The sequence below is a fragment of the Sorangium sp. So ce590 genome (assembly GCF_051521365.1).
In the GTDB taxonomy this organism is placed as follows: domain Bacteria; phylum Myxococcota_A; class Polyangia; order Polyangiales; family Polyangiaceae; genus Sorangium.
The window spans coordinates 3,347,129-3,365,618 of the sequence record NZ_CP150346.1; the positions used below are offsets into that span (position 1 = coordinate 3,347,129).

The following is an 18,490-nucleotide window of genomic DNA, read 5'->3' on the forward strand; positions in this document are numbered from 1 at the left end:
TGGGCTGCTCACCGCCGCCCTGTTCGTGGCAGGGTGCGCCGGCGACGGGACGCCCTCGTCCACCGGGAGCACCACGATGAGCACCAGCACGGGCAATGAGGGTGGCGGCGGCGGCGCAGGAGGGGACGGCGGCGCGGCGCAGCAGCGCCCGTCGGGCGCCGAGCTCGCCGTGAGCTGGGGAGTTCTGGACAACACAAAGAACCCCGCGGTGAGCTTCGGCTCGGAGCTGACGATCACCAACCATGGGACGGTCCCGCTCGGGAACGGCGGCTGGACGCTCTATTTCAACTTCGCCCGCACGATCCTCCCCGAGAGCCTGCCGGCGGGGGTGAAGGTCACCCATATCAACGGCGACTTCTTCAAGATGGAGCCGACCGAGGCGTTCCAGCCGGTGGAGCCGGGGCAGAGCGTCGTCATTCCCTTCGATGGATCGTACTGGGCCATCAAGGAGACGGACGCCCCCGCGGGCTATTACTTCGTATTCACGGACGCCGAGGGCGTGGCCTCTGCGCCGGAGGCGGTGGGCTCCGAGACCGTCAAGCCGTTCCTGGAGGAGAAGCAGACGGACCGTTTCCCGGGCGACATCACGCCCGTGCCGACGGCGGCGTCTCGCCATGACGAGAACCAGGCGGTCCGCTTGCTCCCCGCGGGCGATGTCGACAGGGTCGTGCCCTCGCCGGTGCTCCTCGAGGCGGGCGCCGGAGAGCTCGTGTTGACGTCTGCCGTGCCCGTCGTTCATGCCGCGGGGCTCCAGGGCGAAGCGGCCTTTCTGGCAGAGGCGCTCGGGGTCCTCCTCGGCGGCGCGCCGGAGGTCCGCGAGGGCGCGCCGCCCGCGGGGACGACGGCGATCGTGTTGACGACAGGCGCGCTCGACGTCGGCGGCCAGCCGAAGCAGGCGGGCGACGAGGCGTATCGCCTCACGGTCACCGGGGAGGGCGTCGAGATCGTGGGCAGCGACGCGGCCGGGGTCTTCTATGGGATCCAGAGCCTGCGCGCCCTCGCGCCCGTGGAGGCCTACCGGGCCGCCCAGCCGGAGCTCGCGATCGGCGCGGTGACGGTGGAGGACGCCCCGCGCTTCGCGTACCGCGGCATGCACCTCGACGTCGCGCGCAACTTCCAGCGCAAGGAGGCCGTGCTGAAGCTGCTCGACGTCATGGCCTTCTACAAGCTGAACAAGTTTCATTTCCACCTGACCGACGACGAGGGCTTCCGCCTCGAGGTGCGCGGCCTGCCCGAGCTCACCGAGGCCGGCGCCCGGCGCGGCCATACCCTGGACGACCGCGACCAGCTCGTCCCCTCGTTCGGCTCGGGTCCGGACCCGGACTCTCCGGCGTCGAGCGGCAGCGGCCATTACACCCGCGCCGAGTTCGTGGAGATCCTGCGTCATGCCAGGGCGCGCCACATCGAGGTGATCCCCGCGATCGACATGCCGGGCCACGCCCGCGCGGCGGTCAAGGCGATGGAGTCGCGTCATGCGAGGCTCGCGGCCGCCGGCGACCTCGCGAAGGCCGAGGAGTTCCTGCTAGGCGATCTGGAGGACGCGTCCCGGTACATGTCCGTGCAGATGTGGCACGATAACGTGATGAATCCCTGCCGGGAGTCGACCTACAGGTTCCTGAAGGTGGTCGTGGACGACATCGTCGCCATGTACGCCGAGGCCGGCGCGCCGCTCACCACCTTCCACACGGGCGGCGACGAGGTGCCGGAGGGGGTCTGGGAGCAGTCCCCCTCGTGCCGCGCGCTCCTCGCCGAGGCGCAGGAGGAAGGCGTCGATTCCGTGGACGACCTGGCGAGCCATTTCCTCCGCAAGGTCAGCGCGATCCTCTCGTCCCACGACCTCGTGACCGGCGGCTGGGAGGAGATCGCCTTGAGCAAGGTGCAGGCGGAGGGCGGCGTCGACAAGGAGGCCAACCCCGAGTTCCTGAGCCGCCGTTTCAGGCCGTACGTGTGGAACAACGTCCGGGGCTGGGGGGACGAGGACAACGGCTACAAGCTCGCCAACGCGGGCTATCCGGTGGTCCTCTCCAACGCCACAAACCTGTATTTCGACCTCGCCTACGACAAGGATCCTTCGGAGCCGGGGTATTACTGGGCCGGGTTCGTGGACACGCGGAAGCCCTACGAGTTCGTGCCGTTCGACGTCTACAGGAGCGCCCACGCGGATCGCATGGGCAATCCGATCGATCTGGCGGCGATGTCCCGGGACCGCGTCAGGCTGACCGACGCCGGCCGGGCCAACATCCTCGGCATCCAGGGGCAGCTCTGGGGCGAGAACGCCAAGGGCCAGCGAGCGATGGAGTACCTGATCTTCCCGAAGCTGCTCGGCCTCGCGGAGCGGGCCTGGGCGCCGGACCCGGCGTGGGCGGCGGAGGACGACGGGGCGGCGCGCGCGCGCCTGCTCGCCGAGGCGTGGAATCGCTTCGCCAACAGCCTGGGGCAGCGCGAGCTGCCGCGGCTCGACCACCTGGGCGGCGGCGTGGACTACCGGCTCCCGCTGCCGGGCGCGCGCATCGAGGGCGGCCAGCTCGTGGCGAACGTCGCTTTCCCGGGGCTCCAGATCCGCTACACGACCGACGGCGCCGAGCCCGACGCCACCTCGACCCTCTATGACGGACCGGTGGCGGTGAGCGGCGTCGTCAAGCTCAGGACGTTCGACACGCGCGGTCGCGGCAGCCGCGCTTCGGTCCTCGATCCGGACGCGTCGGGTCGCGGGCGGGCGGTGAGGTGAGGGGCGGCTCGACGACCGCAGCGCAGCGGGGGGCCGCGCTGGCGCTCCTCGCGCTGCTGCCCGGCTGTTACATCGATCTCGACGGCCTGACCGGCGGGGCCCCGGACGGCGCCGGCGGGGCTCCGGGCGGCGCCGGCGGGGCCACGGGCGGCGCCGGCGGGGCCCCGGACGGCGCCGGCGGGGCCACGGGCGGCGCCGGCTCCGGCGACCCGGGTCGCTGCGCACCGGCGGGCTGCGATGCCCCGTGCGTGGTCGCCGCGGCCGAGGAGGCCGGCGGTCCTGCCGCCATCGCCGCGGCCGGGCCGCACGTTGTGTGGACGAGCCGCGCGGGCGATCGTGTCCGCCGCCTCGATCCCGCGACGGGCGCGGTGGAGGACCTCGTGTCGTTCACGCCGTCGCCGGGCCTGCTCGCGGTCGCCGGCGGGCTCGTCGTCTGGGTCGCCGCCGACGGGCTCTGGCGGTGCCCGGCCGACGGTTGCGCGGCGGGCGCGACGTCGCTCCTCGCCTTCGCGCCGGGCGAGGCCGAGGCCGTGCGCGGCCTGGCGACGGACGGGCGGCACGTGTACTGGACGCGCGACGAGCCGAGCGGCACCGCCGGCGAGCTGCTGCGCTGCCCCGTCGCCGAGGGCTGCGGCGCGACCCCGGAGGTGCTCGCGCCGAGCCAGTCCCACCCGCGCGGCGTGGCGGTCGCCCCGGGCGACGCAGGCGACGTCGTGTGGGTCCAGCGCGGCACGGGCGCCGCCTTCGGCCGGGTGCTCCGCCTCGACAAGGGCGCTCCGCCGGGCGCCCTCGCGGCGCAGATCGCGGTGTTGCTGGATTTCCCGGACCAGATCGCGCTCGGCGACACCGACGTGCTCTGGACCTGGGCCCACCCGGACGGGTCGGCGGCCGGCGTCTCCCGTTGCGACCTCGCGGAACCGTGCGCCGCGGAGCCGCTCGCGCCGCAGACCGAGCCGACGCGGCCGCTGCGCGAGCCCACGGCGCTCGTGATCGACGGCGCGGACGCGTACTGGGCGGACCGCGGCGCGGGCACGGTGATGCGCTGCCCGGCCGCGGGCTGCCCCGGCTATCCCGAGGTGCTCGCCGAGGGCCTGATGCGCCCCGCGGCCGTGGCGGTGCAGGGCGCCTGTGTCTACGCGGTCGACGAGGCCGACGGCGGTCGTGTGGTGCGCGCGCCGCGGTAGCGCTGTGTCTGTCGTCCGAGCTCGTTGCGTGCCCGGATGGAGGTTGCGCCGCCTCCAGGTCGTTCAGGAGGCTTTCGCGGGGAGCCGCTCCTCCGCCTGAGCGGCGGCGGCGGAGATCGTCCGGCGCAGCAGTGGGCCGATGGTCAGGCCCTGCAGCACGATGGAGACGACGACCACGACATAGGTGATGGTCAGCACCATCTCGCGCTCCGGCACGAGCGTGCCGTCCGCGAGCTTTCCGGGGATGGAGAGCGCGAGGGCCACCGAGACGCCGCCGCGCAGACCGCCCCAGGTGAGGATGCGGATCGCCCCCGGGGTGAAGAGCCTGCGCCTCTTCATGAAGCTCACGGGCAGCGCGACCGCGATGAACCGCGCGATCAACACGACCGGGAACGCGAGGAGCCCCGCGATCAGCGACTGGGTGTCGAAGGCGACGATCAGGAGCTCGAGGCCGATCAAGACGAACAGCACCGCGTTCAGGATCTCGTCCATCAGCTCCCAGAAGTCGTCCAGGTGCTCGCGGGTCTTCTCGCTCATGGCGCCGGCGCGCGCCTCGTTCCCGATGAAGAGCCCGGCCACCACCATGGCGATGGGGCCGGAGACATGGAGCGCGTACGCCAGGGCGTAGCCGCCCGCCGCGGTCGCCAGCGAGATCAGGACCTCGACCTTGTAGTCGTCGACCTTCCGCAACATGGCGAGCGCCGCGAAGCCGAGCGCGAGGCCGTACAGCACGCCGCCGATCGCCTCCTGGAGGAACAGCAGCGAGAGCCTCTGTGGATCGATGCCCGACGTCCCCGACGCGATCTCCAGGAGCCCGATGAACGCCACCACCGCCACGCCGTCGTTGAAGAGCGACTCCCCGGCGATCTTCATCTCGAGCTCCTTCGGCGCCCCCACGTGCTTGAGGACCCCGAGCACCGCGATGGGATCGGTGGGGGAGATCAGCGCGCCGAAGAGCAGGCAGTAAATCGGCCGGACCTCCACGCCCATCAGCGTCATGAGGGCGTAGGTCATGCCGCCCACGAGCACGGTGGACAGGAGCACGCCCCCCGTGGCCAGGATGCCGATGATGAGCCGCTGCTTCTTCAGATCCGCCAGGTTGACGTGCAGCGCGGCGGCGAACAGCAGGAAGCCGAGCATCCCCTGCATCAACGTCTTGTTGAAGTCGATGCCCGAGAGGTGCTCTCTCGCCTTGGCCTCCACCGCCGGAAACAGCTCGCCGACGGCCACCATGACGAGGGACGCCGTCATCGCGATCAGCATCAACCCGATCGTGGTCGGCAATTTCAGGAACCGATGGTTCACGAAGCTGAAGACCGCGGCGAGCGAGAGGAGCGCTGCTGAGACTTGGAATAGATCCATGCTCCCAGATCTACAGATCGACGCGCGTCGGTTCGAACGAGGCGCGGCGCTGTCCGGGTAAAAGGTTGGACGTCAAAGTACCCTTGAAGCGGAAGGAAATCCAAGTCGATTAAAAATGTCAAGGCTCGACCGCGGGACCTGCGCCAGGGGCCTGAAATCTCGGGGGGATCGCGACAGAGGGCCCCGCCGGCCGGATCGAAATCGAAAGCCCCGCCGACCGGATCGAAAGCCTCGCCCTGCCGGGGCTGCACGGAGGGCGGTACTCCTTCGCTGCAGGCGGTCCGTGCGGCCGTCAGCGAAGGAGACGTGATGAAGACGGACGAGCACGGAGAGCACGCAGTGACATTCGATCGGGCGCGAGCATCGAGCTACGACGACCACGTGCACCGCATGTGGGCGGCCTATGGCGCCATGCACCAGATCGTCGCCGAGGTGATCGTCGCGGCGCTCCCCGACAAGGAGGCCGCGTCGCTGCTGATGGTCGGCATCGGGACCGGGAGCGAGGTGACGCCGTTCGCGCGCTACGCGGGGGCCGGCGTTCGTTTCACCGGCGTCGATCCCTCGGCGGACATGCTCGCCGTGGCGAGAGAGCGGCTCGCGGCGGAAGGCCTCCTGGAGAGGACGAGCCTGCATGCCTGCGAGCTGCGCGATCTCGCGCGCGGGCCCTTGTTCGACGGCGCCCAGATGATCGGCGTCCTGCACCACCTCCCGGGGGATGAGGCTCGCCTGGAGCTCTTGCGGGAGGTCGCCGGGCGGCTGAAGCCGGGGGCGCCCTTCGTGATCGGCTGTCGGGCTGGGAGCGATCCGCTGCTGATGGCCGTCGAGGAGCGGCGGTCCTCCGCGGTCGCGTTGCCGCCCGAGGTGGCGGAGCAACGACGAAAGGCCATGGCGTCGTTGCGGGTCCCGGCCTCGGAGGCCGAGGTCTTCGCGCTCCTCGTCCAGGCAGGCCTCGTGGCGCCTCGTTTGATCTTCGGCGAGCTGCACTTCAAGGTCTGGGTGACGCGCCACGAGCCCTCCACGCTCGGCGCGTGACGTGGCGGCACGCGGGGGGCCGCGGCTCCGTGCGCCTCACGGGCGGAACCGCCCTCACAGCAGCTCGGCGATCCTCTCCTTGAGCTCCGACAGCTCACCACGGACCAGCGTCACGCCGTCGTCCTCCTCCAGGTAGTACCCCCCGGGATCCGCCGTCTCGTGCTGCTTCACCCAGAGGCGGAGCCAGTCGCAGCCCGCCGGCTCGGCGTGCATCAGCTCGAACGCCGAGGGGATCGGTCCGCCAAAGCCGTTGTAGGTCACGACGCACGTGCCCATCGCCACGTTGGCGAGACAGCGAGTCACTCGCCCGACTTCGTTCATGAAGCGGTGCCGGGAGAGCTCCACGGTATCGTCGAGGTGATCGTCGGCCGAATAGAGGTTCTCGGCGAACGGGTTATAGAGATAGAAGCCGTCGAACCCGAACCAGGCGGGGTCGGTCGCGTCGGCCCGGAAGAACCGGACGTTGTCGAGGCCGAGGCGCTCCGCAGCCGCCCGAGCGGCCTCGACGAGGTGAGCCCGCTGCTCGACACCCGTGAAGTCGAGGTCCGGCCGGGCGCACGCGGCGACGAGGCAGAACTTGCCGGGCCCGGAGCCGATGTCGAGCACCCGTCGGGCGTTGTAGCGCGCGAACAGCGAGGCCGCCTGGCGGGCAACCTCCGCGGTGGTCCAGTATCGCCTGGACTTCTCGCGGATCGGCGCGGCGTAGAGCGCGTCGAACGTGCCGTCGTCCACGGGGCCGTGGCGAAGGTCCTCCCGGAGCTGGGCGACCTCGTCGTCGGTCAGAACGCGCGTTCTCGTCGCATCGGCGGGGAGGAGATTGAATTTGACCATCAGGGTGGGTTCGGCGGCGGGCTGGGGGTTGCCCAGAGGCTCGACCTGGGAACGCCTGTGCCTGTTCCCTTGTGTAGCACGATCCTCCGGTGGCGGTCTCTATGTGCGGCTCGGCCACGTCCGGCTGAAGCAGCTGGACGCCCCCCCAGCGCCCTCGGGAGCCGCACCGGAGCGCCAGCGACCGGCGCATGGCGGGCGGTGTCACCGTGTCATCCCACGTGATACGCGCGCATTCCAGCGCGTGACCCCCCTCGCGTTCCACCTCATCCCCGCTTCCCCGGGGCTGTTCCCCCCGCAGAACGGCGCTTCGAGCGCAACACGTGCTCTGCGCACCTCCGGCACGTGGCTTGCTCTGCCACCGCTTCGAAGACGCCGCTGCAAGCGCACCACGGTACGCGATGGGCGCGAAGCGACGAGCGATGAACGACACGTGGAGACGGGGCTTCGTACGACCTGTTCTGAGCGCACGCCGCGCAGCGGCGGCCGTGCTGTCCGGGAAGCGGGCGAATCGAGCGAGCGATGGCCGGCTGACGCAGCGCCGCCATCGCTCGCTTCCTTCGTTTCTGGCGGGCGAGCAGGCCAAGCTCCACGGCGGCTCGCCGCGCTCCCCTCGGGCTTGACGAGGGCGAGGCGGAACGCCCCGGCCGGCAAGGACCCGCAGCACGCATGCCCGCGCGGCGACCGCATCGCGAGCGGCTCGTGTCCCAAACGCCGACCCGCGAGGCAAATTGAGCTCGCTCAAGGTAATGCATGCGGGGCAGCGGAAGCGGGGCATCCTGCGCGAGATGGCCGCGGTACCACCTCGACACTGTCGGCGAGCCGGCTATGGTCATCCGCAGGTGCCACCGATGATCGGTCGAATCCAAGCCATCTGCCCCTCCTGCAGGGTAGCTCCAAGCGGCCGGGTGTTCTCCCGCGCCGGTCGCATCCGACTGATCGACGCCGAGCCCGGCAACTACTGCGTCTGCGTCTGCGGCCTCGTCCTTGTGTTCGAGGAGCGCATGCAGCTACGACGACTGACGCCCGACGAAGAGCACGCGCTCGGTCCCCACGTGCGGCGCAGCTTGCGCATCTGATCCACGCCCCCCATGGGCCGGAGCTCCGGGCGGCCCGCGATGGGCTACTCGTGGACGGCGGAGAAGCGCCCGCTGGGCGTGACGATGACGTGGGCCTGGAGCGGGACGTTCAGCGCGTGCGAGAGGTCGCGCAGCTCCTGGGTCATCGCATGATCCACCTCGGTCGGCGCCGGGTCGCCGCTCGGGTGGTTGTGGACGAGGACGAAGCTCTGGGCTGCCATGTCCAGGGCCGTGCGCAGGATGGCCGCGCAGCCCACGTAGAGGCCGTCGGCGCCGCCGCGGGCGAGCATGCGTGTCTCGCGCGCGCGGCCGTGGCTGTCGAGCGCCGCGATCCAGAGCTCCTCGTGGACGAGGGAGGCGAGCTTCGGGCCGACGTGTCGCGCCACGCGGGCGGCGTCGTCGAGGAGCGCGCCCCGGCGAGCGCGCGCGGCGTGGGTGCGGCGGCCGAGCTCGAAGGCGGCAGCGAGCCGGGTCGCGTCGAGGAGCGCGATCTGGGTGCGCTCGGCGAGGGCCGCCGGAGAGAGGCGACCGAGCGACGGGAGGGCGGCCGCGCCGAGGATGCGCGGCGCCACGCCGGGGATGCCCAGCACCATCTCGATGAGGGCCGTCTCGGTCGCGGTCGGGATCTCGGCCGCCGTCTCGGCGGGGGCGTCGACAGGGGCGCTGCTCATCGGGGCCACCTCCGAAAGCGGGTGAGCGAGCGGGCGAAGAGGCGGCGCGCGAGGCGGAGGCGGGTGGCCGCCGTGGGGCGCGGGAGCGCGAGGGAGGCGGCGATCTCGTGTGTCGAGAGGCCGGTGGCGGCGAGCGACAGGGTCTCGCGAAGCGCAGGACGGAGACGGTGGAAGGCACGGAGAAGACCGCGCGCGACGAGGCGATCCTCGGGAGACGGCGCGGCGAGGGCCGCGAGGCGGTCAGGAGCGAGCGCGGGCGCCTCGTGACGCCGGTGCGCCTTGTCGCGGTCGTCCGCAGCACGCCGTCCGAGACGGGCCGACGGCACCGGAGCCGTCGAGCGGCATGGCGATCCGTCTGCCCGTGCCCGCTAGATCGAGGCGTTAGGCAGCGAGGACGTGGATCCCCGGCACCGGATCATCGTCGATGCCGTAAGCGCCGGCAGGCGGCCTCGCTAGGCCCGGGCAGTGGTACTCGGTCAGCCTGTGGCCGGAGACGGCGCCGTGGTTGCTGGCAGGCGCTCCGATCCAGCGACACGACCCGCGGCACTTGGCACGCCCGCGCAGGAACAGCAGGGACGTAGTGTGTCCTGGATTACTGTTGACGTCGCCGTCCGGTAGGAGAAGCATCGGGATTCGGGGAGAGGACATGAGGCACCGGCTGAAGGTGAAGGCGCGCGCGCTCATGCTGTGCGGCTGTGCCTGTGCGCTGGTCGTTGTTCCGGCGCCGGCAAGGGCTCTCGAGTTTAGCGGTGGCGTGAGCGTGGGCGGGATCCAGATCGGTGCCGATGCCAGGCTTGCGGTGAGTCCTTTCGGTGGATTACTCTGGCGCCGGCATAGCGACTTCCTGCTCGAAGTTCACAACATGTTCAGCATCCTTCCCGGAGAACGGGTGGGAGCCCACGATCGAACGGCAGTCACCCTCGTATACGCCTGGAAGAAAGGCAAATTCGGCCTGGGGCCGTCCTTGTCGATCTATTTGATGCCGGTGTGTGGCATCGTGATTTGTAGCCAAGTAGCGGGGATTGCTCCGGGCGGTCACGCGCAAGTGGACTGGTACTTCTCCGAGCCTTTGGGAGCGTCTGTGAGCGCCAACCTGGACTGGGTTGGCGGAAGCAGTCGTGTTCTTCGCGGCAACCTGATGGCGATGGTTTCCGTTGGGCCTGTTTGGAGATTCGGGGGAGATGCAAAATGAGAAAATTGATCGCCATTTTGGCTGTCAGCCTCGCGGCATGCAACTTCGACGTGGGCGAATGCTGGGTCCGCGGTGAGGGAACGGGCGGTGCAGGCGGCATCATCAATCTGACGACGGGTTCCGGAGACTTCGGAGGCGTGCCTCCGGAACCGTGAGGCGCCGAGGAGCCAACCGAGTGCCAGGGCACGGAGACCGGTCGTCCCGACGCTGATGCTCCGTCACAGCAAGACGCTCCGCCTCAGCCTGGCGCCTCGTCGCAGCCTGACGCTCCGTCGCAGCCTGACGCTCCGTATGAAGCTGGTCTGAAGGTGTTCTGCACCAAGCGGGACCACGGCGCCACATGTTCAGAGCGCTGCTTGGCGAAAGGAATCGGATGCGTTGCGCTCGCCGTGCATCCAAAAAAAGTTGATGGTGGAATTGGAAAGTTGTTCTCGTGTAACGATTTGACTATTGGATTTATGTGCGGATACCATTGTCCAAGTGGTGATGATTGTTATTATCCGTTCGGGCTGCCGTTTCCGAAGGTGTGTTCCTGCTCCGGCGATGATTAGAGCTGGTGTGTGTTGGCCATGTTGCTGTGAGCTGGGTGAGATATCCAAAGCGGGATAGTGTTGAGGGAAAATGTGATGGATATTGAGGAGTTGCTGGTTGATTTTTACAACGGGGCGCACACGCTCGATGTCGTTGCCGCGTGGGCCTATGTGGTTGCAAACCGCCAGGCCGTCCTTGAGAGGCTCGCGTCGTTCCAAAGGGCGTATGAGCGACTCATCGAACTGCACGCGGCGGGCAAGATCGGCGTCGGAACGGCCGACTTCTCGGCTGGCAATCTCGAGCTGGTCAAGCGGATCAATCGGCTGATTGGACCGGGCTTCGACAGCGACGAAGCGCGTCAAGCAGCTCAAGAGATCCATACTCTGGCGGAACGGTGCGTGGGGGCGTTGAAAGAAAGTGACACATTACCGGCCGGGCAGGGAGGTCAGTGACGTCGAGGCGGCGGGCAGCGGGTATGCGCCAGGTGCGTGTGCTCTCGTCCATCGACACCTCCGGCGCGAGTTCCCATGCAGCCCAGAGGCTCGGAGAGAGCACGGAGAACACCGACTGCGGCAGACTCCATCACCACAAGAGCGCTGGCCCGAGCTCTCCCAGGCGGGCCCTCCTTGCCTCGTAGTCGGGCATCACCCTGCCGAGCGCTGCCCAGAACTCCCGCCCATGGTCGTCATGGATCAGGTGCGCGAGCTCGTGGGCGATCACGTAATCGACAAGGGTTCTCGGTGCCTGCACGATGCGCCAGTTGAGCCGGAGGACGCCGCGGGAGCAGCTGCCCCAGCGCTTCGCCTGGTCCGTCACGAGGATGCGCGGGAACGACACGCCGAGCTTCCGCGCCCAGGGTGCGGACCACGCGGGGAGGCGCTCCGTGGCATGCCGCGTGTACCAGTCGATCAGCGCCGCCCGCGCGTAACCGCCGCGGTGCTCGGGCGCGAGCCCCCGCGGGAGCGGCAGCTCCAGCCATCCGCCGTGGAGGGCCAGCGGACGTGGGTCCTGCTCGGGGAGCAAGCGGAGCCGGAGCTGCCGCCCGAGGTAAAGGAACGACTCTCCGCTCACGAACTCTCGCGCGCTGCTGGCAGGCGGCCTCTCGCTCCGGCGCTTGAGCCGCGGGACGATCCAGGGGGCTTTCGACAGGACCACCGAGTCGAGGCGCGCGATCGGCGTCGCGTCGGGCGCCGTCACGACGAGCCCGAGGGCCGGATCGATCGCGATCGACACCGTGGATCTCCGGGCGCTCCGCCGGATCTCGTAGGCGAGGTGCGTCGTGCCCCACGTCACCTCGGACCGCTCCGGGCGCATCACCGGCCTTTGCGCCGCTTCATGAGGTCGACGATGCTCCCCGCCATCACATCGATCTTGTCCTCGTCGCCGAACCCCGCCGCCCGCAGCTGCCGCTTGATGCGTCTGCGCATCTCCCGTTGCACATCGTCCTTGTGCACCCAGTCCACGAGCGACACGTGGTCTTCGAGCTGCTCTTCCAGCAGCGAGGCCAGCTCCTTCTTGGACTCATCCACCTTCCCGTAAGCGTTCCCCGTCCTCTCCGCGGCGGTCAGGGGCTTGCGCTCCGAGATGAGGCCATAGATGGCGAGCCCGGTCTCCGATAGGCCCACCGCCCGGGCGGCCTCCGCCGGCCCTCGTGCCTGGTTTTTCAGCTCGTTGAACAGCTCCATCTGCCTGGCCGCGTCGGTGCGCCTGGCCTTGCGGTCCTCGATGATCTGCTCCAGGCGCTCGCGCAGCGACGTGAAGAACACGGGGTCATCGTCGAGCCGGACGTGGATCTCGTGCCGCAGCGCGTGTTCCATCTCGCTCGCCCGCGCCTCCGGGGTCTTCAGCTTCTTGAGCTTGTCCTCGAGCTCCGGCGCGAAGAGCGAGATGGGCTTGACAAGGATCTCGATCCCGTCCGCCGCGACCGCCTCCTCGATGAGCTTCCGGACCTTGGCCCCGCAGTCCGAGATATCGATCTTCGCGTCGCGGAACCTGGCCGCCGCCGACTGCCGGATCTTCCCGATCCAGCGCGCGTCCGCGACGTAGGGCAGGGCGCTCGCATCCGGCAGCAGCATGTCGAGGCTCTGCGAGAACCTCTTGAAGGCCGCGTCGAACTCGGCCCGGACGTCCTCCGGCTCCAGGACGGCGACACACGCCTGGAGGTCGTCCTTGTCCTTCACCCGGACGAAGAACCTCACCGCCGCCGCGTGCCGCGCCTGTAGCCGCGGGAGCTCGTCGGTCTTCGGCGTCATGGCGCCCTTCACCTCGGCGGGGGCGAAGATCGCGAGCGCCTCGGTGAGCGCCTCCGAGACGCCCCAGTAGTCGACGACGAGGCCGTAGCTCTTCCCGTCGGCGGTCCGGTTCACGCGGGCGATCGCCTGGAGCAGCGTGTGCTCCTTCAGGGGGGCGTCGAGGTACATGACCTGCTCGACCGGGGCGTCGAAGCCGGTGAGCAGCATGTCGCAGACGACGAGGATCGTGAGCGGGTCGTCCTTCGCGAGAAAGCGGTCGATCAGGGCCTTCCGTTGTTTCTCGCTCGTGTGGTGCCGGACGAGGTGCGCGGCGTCCTTGTTCGACTCCGAGATGATGATCGCCGAGGGCGGCCCGTGGAGGCGATCGAGGGTCTCCTTGTAGAGGACGGCGTTCTCGCGGGAGCTTGCGACGACCTGGGCCTTGAAGCCGCCGGGCTGGATGGCCTTTGCATGGTGGTCGATGAGGTCGAGGCAGATCGTCTCGACCCGCCTTGGCGCCCCGGCGAGCGTCTGCTCGTTCGCGTACTTCTTCTTGATCGCCTCGCGCTCCTCGGTCGACCGATCGGCGAACACGCGATCGAAGAGGGCATCGAGCGTGTTGCCGAGGATCCGCAGCGCGGGGAGCCGGCCCTCGTAGAAGATGGGCACGGTGGCCCCGTCGGCGACGGCCTGCTCGATTGTGTACGTGTCGATGTACGTGCCGAAGGTCGAGAGGGTCGAGCGGTCCTTCTTGTCGATCGGCGTCCCCGTGAAGCCGAAGAAGGCCGCGTTGGGCAGCGCCTTGCGCATGTTCGCGGCGAGCCCGCCGTACTGGGTGCGGTGGGCCTCGTCGGTGAGGACGAAGAGGTTGTGCGCGTCGGAGAGGACGGGGTGCTCCTCGCGGGCGGCGCGCTTTCCGGGCTTCCCGCCGGCGGCGGCGAGCTCCTGGAACTTCTGCACGGTGGTGAGCACGGTCTTGCCGGGAGGGCCCGAGAGCAGCTCGCGCAGGTGCCGGACGCTCTCCGCGCGTTCGGGGTGGGGGAACTTGCAGGCCTGGAAGGTGCCGGTGATCTGCGCGTCGAGGTCCTTGCGGTCGGTGACGAGCACGAGGGTGGGGTTCTCGTGCAGCGGGTCGAGGCGGAGCTTGAGCGCGAGCCACAGCATGGTGAGGCTCTTGCCTGACCCCTGCGTGTGCCAGACGACGCCGCCGCGGTCGGCCGGCTTCCTGGCCGTCCGGGCGCGCTCGATCGCCTTGTTGACAGCAGTGAATTGCTGGTAGCGGCAGAGCTTGCGGAGGGTGCGGCCCGTGTCGCGGTCGGGCTCGAAGACGACGAAGCTCCGGACGAGATCGAGGAGGTTCTGCGGGGCGAGCAGCCCGGCGAGGGCGACGTCCTGCGCGGTCGGCTCGCGGCCGATCAGGGAGGAGAGCTCCTCCGGGGTCATCGGCCAGGCGGTCTTCCACTCGGCGAAGAAGCGATGCGGGGTGGTGACCGTGCCGTAGACCGCCGCTTGGCCGCAGGTGGCGATGAGGACCTGCACGGTCTCGAACAGCCTGGGCGCGCCGAGCTCGCGGTACTTATCGTCGAGCTCCTGGTAGCGGCTGAACTGGTCGATCGCCTCGTGCTTCCAGGCCTCGCCGAGCGTGGGGTTCTTGCACTCGATGACGGCGAGGGGGATGCCGTTGACGAAGACAACGATGTCGGGGCGGATCGTCTTCTTGGCGCCCTTCACCGCGAACTGGCGGGTGACGAGGAGCTCGTTGTTCGTGGGGTTGTCGAAGTCGAAGAAGCGGACGTCGTGGCTCTTGCGGCCGTCGCCGAGGTCCTGCTCGAAGGAGCGGGTGTGGACGAGGGTGTTGTAGACCTCCTGGCTCGCCTCGATGAGCGTCGCCGACTGGACGGCGCCGACGGAGCGGACGGCCTTGTGGAGGTTGTCGTCCGAGAGCCAGGGATTGAGCTTCTTGAGGGCCCTGGCGAGGCGGGCGGGGAGGAGCGGCTGCTTGAGGCTCTCGCGCTCGGCTTCGAGGATCTCGGGGACGACGTAGCGGAAGCCGAGCTTCTGGAGGAGGGCGACGGCGGGGTCCTCGGAGAGGGAGGCCTCGTTCCAGGTGTTGCCGGGTGGGGTCATGGGGAGGCCTCGTCGGGGGTGACTCGGATTTCGCCGGTGAGGAGGGCGGATTGGAGGGCGGACTTGAGTTCCCGTAGCCCTTTGAGAGCACTCTGCTCCGCTGCTTCGCGTTGATAAAGGCTATCGATTACATCAATTATACTTCGTTGTTCCTCGACAGGTGGTAGAGGAACGATCGCTTCTTGAAACACTCCCACATTCAGATTTTGCTGCGCTCCGCCAGCTTGTCCTCGGTTAACTATTCTCGATCCGTGTTCAGAGTTCATCAAATGGCAGAGAAACTTAGGGAGCATGCGAGGTCCGGGACGAGATACCAGGAGTGTAAAGCACTGCGCCCCGTCGTACTCAGGAGGAACGACGATTGACACGCCAGGATTTCCGGTGCGTGCAGAAAGTACGTCGCCTGCGCGAAGCTGCTTCGATCTCATCTCATTGGCGAATTTGATTGAGATCCGGAGAATGTCGTCCGCTACAAGACGGTTTGGACGAACATTAGTCGTCCGGATGATCGGGACTCCTCCCTCGGCGACGTAGGCATGGGTTGCGGCCTGAGCAATTCCAACGAACATGCGCTCGTTCACATCGCATAGCTGGACGACCTCCCACTCCTCCGGCACCTCCCCGATCTCGGTCTTCTTGAACCGCGTGTGCCGGCCGGGAAGCCCTCGCGTCAGCAGCTCGGCCATCATCGCCTTCTTGACGACCTGGAGCTGGTCGATGACCGCCTGGGTGGCCTCGATGGCGTCGTCCACGGAGGAGAGGATGGCGGCGATCTTCCGCTGCTCGCCGATGGGCGGCGCTGGGATATCGAGCGCAAAAAGTCTTTCGGATGCAAGACGCTTCGTGCCGTGGTTCGCGACGTCGACCATTCGAAGCACGTCCGAAGCTTTCGCCTGGAGGCACTGAAGAAGGAACTCTGGTTCGAACCTTTCGCTCGGTACAAGAGCCTTCACATCTTGGTTAAAGGCGAGAGGTCGAACGGCGAGAGCAACCGGGAAGGTATGGGCGAGGATCATCCCCCGGACTACCATCAATAGGCTGCCCGCTGGCGCGAGCTGCGTTCCGCTGCCAACGGCGTGCTCGGATACATGGTCGAGCGCATCCGTTAGACGAGACCGCTTCATGTCTTTCGGACTCACCCATGGTACCGGGCCTGACCAAAGCTCCGGATTCTGTTTGCTAGGCGTCCCTCCACTCAACCATTCGCCCGTGGAGCCTAGAGGGATGGATCCCCACACCGTCATGAGTCGAACCCGAGCTCTTTGAGGTACCCGTTCATCCGCACCTCGGCCTCCCCCCGCTTCTTCTCCAGCTCGCGCAGCTTCTGCAGCGCATGCGCCACCTCGACCCTCTCCGCTGCCTCGGCCGTCTCGACGTACCGCGAAATGTTCAGGTTGAAGTCGTTCTTCTCAATCTCCTCGAGCCCCACGACCCGCGCGTACTTGTCCACGTCCTTGAAGGCCTTGAACGTCGCCGCGATCTTCTTGACGTCCTCCTCGCGCAGGTAGTTCTGCGCCGACCCGTCCTTGAACTCCCGCGACGCCTCGATGAACAGCACCTTCTTCCTTCGCGCCGGCGCCTTGCTCCTGTTGAGCACCAGCACCGCCGCCGGGATCCCCGTCCCGTAGAACAGGTTCGCCGGCAGCCCCACCACGGCCTCGACGAGATCCTCCTCCAGGATGCCCTTGCGGATCTCCCCCTCCGCAGCCCCGCGGAACAGCACCCCGTGCGGCATCACGACCCCCACCTTGCCCTTCTCGTTGGTGGTCGCGATCATGTGCTGCACGAAGGCGAGGTCCCCCTTGGTCTTGGGCGGCACGCCGAAGCGGAAGCGCCGTAACGGATCGTTCTCCGCCACGTCCCGCCCCCACTCGTCGAGCGAGAACGGCGGATTGGCGATCACCCGGTCGAACACCATCAGCCCCTCTTTGTCCCGCAGCTTCGGATCGCGGATCGTGTCCCCCTTCTCGATCCTCGCAGATATCCCATGCAGCAGCATGTTCATCTTGCAGATGGCCCACGTCCCCAGGTTCTTCTCCTGGCCGAAGAGCGACAGGTCCTTCGGGTTCTGCCCGTGCCGCTCCAGGTAATGGGCGCACTCGATCAGCATGCCGCCCGATCCGGCTGTCGGGTCGCAGATCCGCAGCCCTGCCCTGGGCTCCAGGAGCTCGACGATGAGCCGCACGACCATGCGCGGCGTGTAGAACTCGCCGCCCTTCTTGCCGGCGTCGTCCGCGAACTTCTCGATCAGGTACTCGTAGGCCCGGCCCAGCATGTCCGGCTCGGAGAGATCGGCGTTCCTGAGCGACAGCTTGGAGAAGTGCTGCACCAGCCGCCCCAGCACCACGTCCCGGTGCTTCGCGTCGCCGAGCTTCCGCTCGTCGTTGAAGTCGATCCCTCGGATCACCCCTTCGAGCTGCGGATTCGCCTCTTCCAGCGCCGACGCCGCCTTGTTGAGCGCGTCGCCGACCTGGCTCGCGACCTTCTGCAGCTCCGACCACCGGGCCCGCTTCGGCACGAAGAAGTCGTGCTCGTCCGGGTCCTCGGGATTGGCGTTCGGCACGCCCCTCAGCGCCTCGACCTCCTCGTGGAACCTGTCGCTCAGGCGCTTCAGGAAGAGGAGCCCGAAGATGAAGTTCTTGTAGTCGCTCGAGTCGATCGACCCCCGCAGGATGTCCGCGGCCGACCACAGGTGCCGTTCGAGCCTGTCGATCGTGAGCTTCTCCCCGAGGGCCAGCTCGACCTGCTCGGCCACGGCCCGCCCGGCCCCGTTCGCCCGCGAAGGCGCCGGCGGCTCGGACGCCTTCCCCCCGGCGAGCCGCGCGACAAGCACGGCCTTCTCGCGGCCGCCGTCATCGAGACGCAGGGCCCGGCAAAGCTCCTTCAGCCGGTCCCGCGAGTACGACGGCAGAAAGGCGGCCAGCGTGGCCTTCTTGGAGGCCGCCACGGCCTCCACAAGCTTCTCCTTGCTCCGCCGGTCCGGGACGTGGACATCGAACGCGTCGGCGATGGAGATCAGCTCGTCGCGGGTGAGGTGTTCGAGAACGGTTCGCTTCTGCACGATCGGCACGATGCCGACGTTACGCGGGCGGGACGGAACGGATCAAGGCGAAGGCGTGTCGGCGGACGGCCGGATCAGCCACGTGATCGCCGTGGTCACCCTGCTGCGCGCGCTCGCTGCCGCGATCTCGGCCCCGCGCTGACCGCGGCGCCTGCAAGGCGGTCAGCCGGTGCCGCTCGGCGGCGAGGGGAACCGCTCCCGAGGTCCGGGGATCGAATCTTCAGGGCGGCGGAACGGGATCGGCGCTCTGCAGAACGAGGTTTCGCGTCTCTGGAACGGGATCTTGCGTCGCGGCTCCAGAAAAATGCCTTCGGTCCACGGGATCGAAGGTCTCGAGGTCGCGCGGCGGGGTCGAGGCCCATCTCGAGACCTCGCGCGCGGTTCTCGAGAGCCAGGATCTCGTTCTCGAGGGCCAGGATCTCGTTCTCGAGGGCCAGGATCTCGTTCTCGAGACCCCCTCGGCG

General features: G+C 68.5%; 15 protein-coding genes. 8 read left to right on the plus strand and 7 right to left on the minus strand.

Annotation, left to right across the window (positions count from 1 at the left end; translation table 11 throughout):
• Window positions 1–76: 76 nt before the first annotated feature.
• Both WMF28_RS12770 and WMF28_RS12775 read left to right on the plus strand, forming a co-directional pair.
• On the plus strand, window positions 77–2,728 hold the full coding sequence (locus WMF28_RS12770) for a family 20 glycosylhydrolase (RefSeq protein ID WP_437602465.1): 2,652 nt from the start codon (window positions 77–79) through the stop codon (window positions 2,726–2,728).
• A complete protein-coding gene (locus tag WMF28_RS12775; protein WP_437602466.1) occupies window positions 2,725–3,912 on the plus strand; it encodes a hypothetical protein in 1,188 nt (395 codons plus the stop codon). Before WMF28_RS12770 ends, WMF28_RS12775 begins: the two co-directional genes overlap by 4 nt.
• A gap of 63 nt (window positions 3,913–3,975) precedes the next feature.
• Here the strand turns inward: WMF28_RS12775 and WMF28_RS12780 are convergent, their stop codons facing one another.
• Window positions 3,976–5,274, minus strand: a complete 1,299-nt coding sequence (locus WMF28_RS12780; RefSeq protein WP_437602467.1) for a cation:proton antiporter — start codon at window positions 5,272–5,274, stop codon at window positions 3,976–3,978.
• Window positions 5,275–5,583: 309 nt separating this feature from the next.
• Here WMF28_RS12780 and WMF28_RS12785 point away from each other — a divergent pair, with 309 nt between their 5' ends.
• Complete coding sequence (locus WMF28_RS12785; RefSeq protein WP_437602468.1) at window positions 5,584–6,306, plus strand: SAM-dependent methyltransferase; 723 nt, start codon at window positions 5,584–5,586, stop codon at window positions 6,304–6,306.
• 54 nt (window positions 6,307–6,360) lie between these two features.
• Here the strand turns inward: WMF28_RS12785 and WMF28_RS12790 are convergent, their stop codons facing one another.
• Entirely contained in the window at window positions 6,361–7,137 is a 777-nt protein-coding gene (locus WMF28_RS12790) for a methyltransferase domain-containing protein (protein ID WP_437602469.1), read from the minus strand.
• Between the two features lie 848 nt (window positions 7,138–7,985).
• Between WMF28_RS12790 and WMF28_RS12795 the strand changes: the two genes are divergently transcribed.
• A complete protein-coding gene (locus WMF28_RS12795) occupies window positions 7,986–8,213 on the plus strand; it encodes a hypothetical protein (RefSeq protein WP_437602470.1) in 228 nt (75 codons plus the stop codon).
• Between the two features lie 44 nt (window positions 8,214–8,257).
• Here WMF28_RS12795 and WMF28_RS12800 read toward each other — a convergent pair whose 3' ends face one another.
• Window positions 8,258–8,884 carry a JAB domain-containing protein gene (locus WMF28_RS12800; RefSeq protein ID WP_437602471.1) on the minus strand — a complete coding sequence of 209 codons (627 nt, stop codon included), beginning with the start codon at window positions 8,882–8,884 and terminating at the stop codon, window positions 8,258–8,260.
• Between the two features lie 646 nt (window positions 8,885–9,530).
• On the opposite strand from WMF28_RS12800, the gene WMF28_RS12805 reads away from it, so the two are divergent.
• The 3 genes from WMF28_RS12805 (at window position 9,531) to WMF28_RS12815 (ending at window position 11,059) form a co-directional block, all read left to right on the plus strand.
• Window positions 9,531–10,076, plus strand: coding sequence for a hypothetical protein (locus WMF28_RS12805; RefSeq protein WP_437602472.1), 546 nt, complete (start codon window positions 9,531–9,533; stop codon window positions 10,074–10,076).
• Window positions 10,073–10,231 (plus strand): hypothetical protein, encoded by a 159-nt coding sequence (locus WMF28_RS12810; protein WP_437602473.1) that lies wholly within the window; start codon window positions 10,073–10,075, stop codon window positions 10,229–10,231. Before WMF28_RS12805 ends, WMF28_RS12810 begins: the two co-directional genes overlap by 4 nt.
• Before the next feature lie 471 nt (window positions 10,232–10,702).
• Window positions 10,703–11,059: a hypothetical protein gene (locus WMF28_RS12815; protein WP_437602474.1), complete on the plus strand. Its 357-nt coding sequence runs from the start codon at window positions 10,703–10,705 to the stop codon at window positions 11,057–11,059.
• Window positions 11,060–11,189: 130 nt separating this feature from the next.
• Here the strand turns inward: WMF28_RS12815 and WMF28_RS12820 are convergent, their stop codons facing one another.
• Genes WMF28_RS12820 through WMF28_RS12835 form a run of 4 tightly spaced genes read right to left on the minus strand, consistent with a single transcriptional unit; the run spans window position 11,190 to window position 17,720 of the window.
• A complete protein-coding gene (locus WMF28_RS12820) occupies window positions 11,190–11,921 on the minus strand; it encodes a M48 family metallopeptidase (protein WP_437602475.1) in 732 nt (243 codons plus the stop codon).
• The gene (locus WMF28_RS12825; RefSeq protein WP_437602476.1) at window positions 11,921–14,965 is read right to left on the minus strand and encodes a type I restriction endonuclease subunit R; all 3,045 of its coding nucleotides are present in this window, start codon (window positions 14,963–14,965) and stop codon (window positions 11,921–11,923) included. The genes WMF28_RS12820 and WMF28_RS12825 overlap by 1 nt, the downstream gene beginning before the upstream one ends.
• The gene (locus WMF28_RS12830) at window positions 14,962–16,209 is read right to left on the minus strand and encodes a restriction endonuclease subunit S (protein WP_437602477.1); all 1,248 of its coding nucleotides are present in this window, start codon (window positions 16,207–16,209) and stop codon (window positions 14,962–14,964) included. Before WMF28_RS12830 ends, WMF28_RS12825 begins: the two co-directional genes overlap by 4 nt.
• Window positions 16,206–17,720, minus strand: a complete 1,515-nt coding sequence (locus tag WMF28_RS12835) for a type I restriction-modification system subunit M (RefSeq protein ID WP_437604253.1) — start codon at window positions 17,718–17,720, stop codon at window positions 16,206–16,208. Before WMF28_RS12835 ends, WMF28_RS12830 begins: the two co-directional genes overlap by 4 nt.
• 316 nt (window positions 17,721–18,036) lie before the next feature.
• Between WMF28_RS12835 and WMF28_RS12840 the strand changes: the two genes are divergently transcribed.
• On the plus strand, window positions 18,037–18,168 hold the full coding sequence (locus tag WMF28_RS12840) for a hypothetical protein (RefSeq protein WP_437602478.1): 132 nt from the start codon (window positions 18,037–18,039) through the stop codon (window positions 18,166–18,168).
• Window positions 18,169–18,490: the final 322 nt, after the last annotated feature.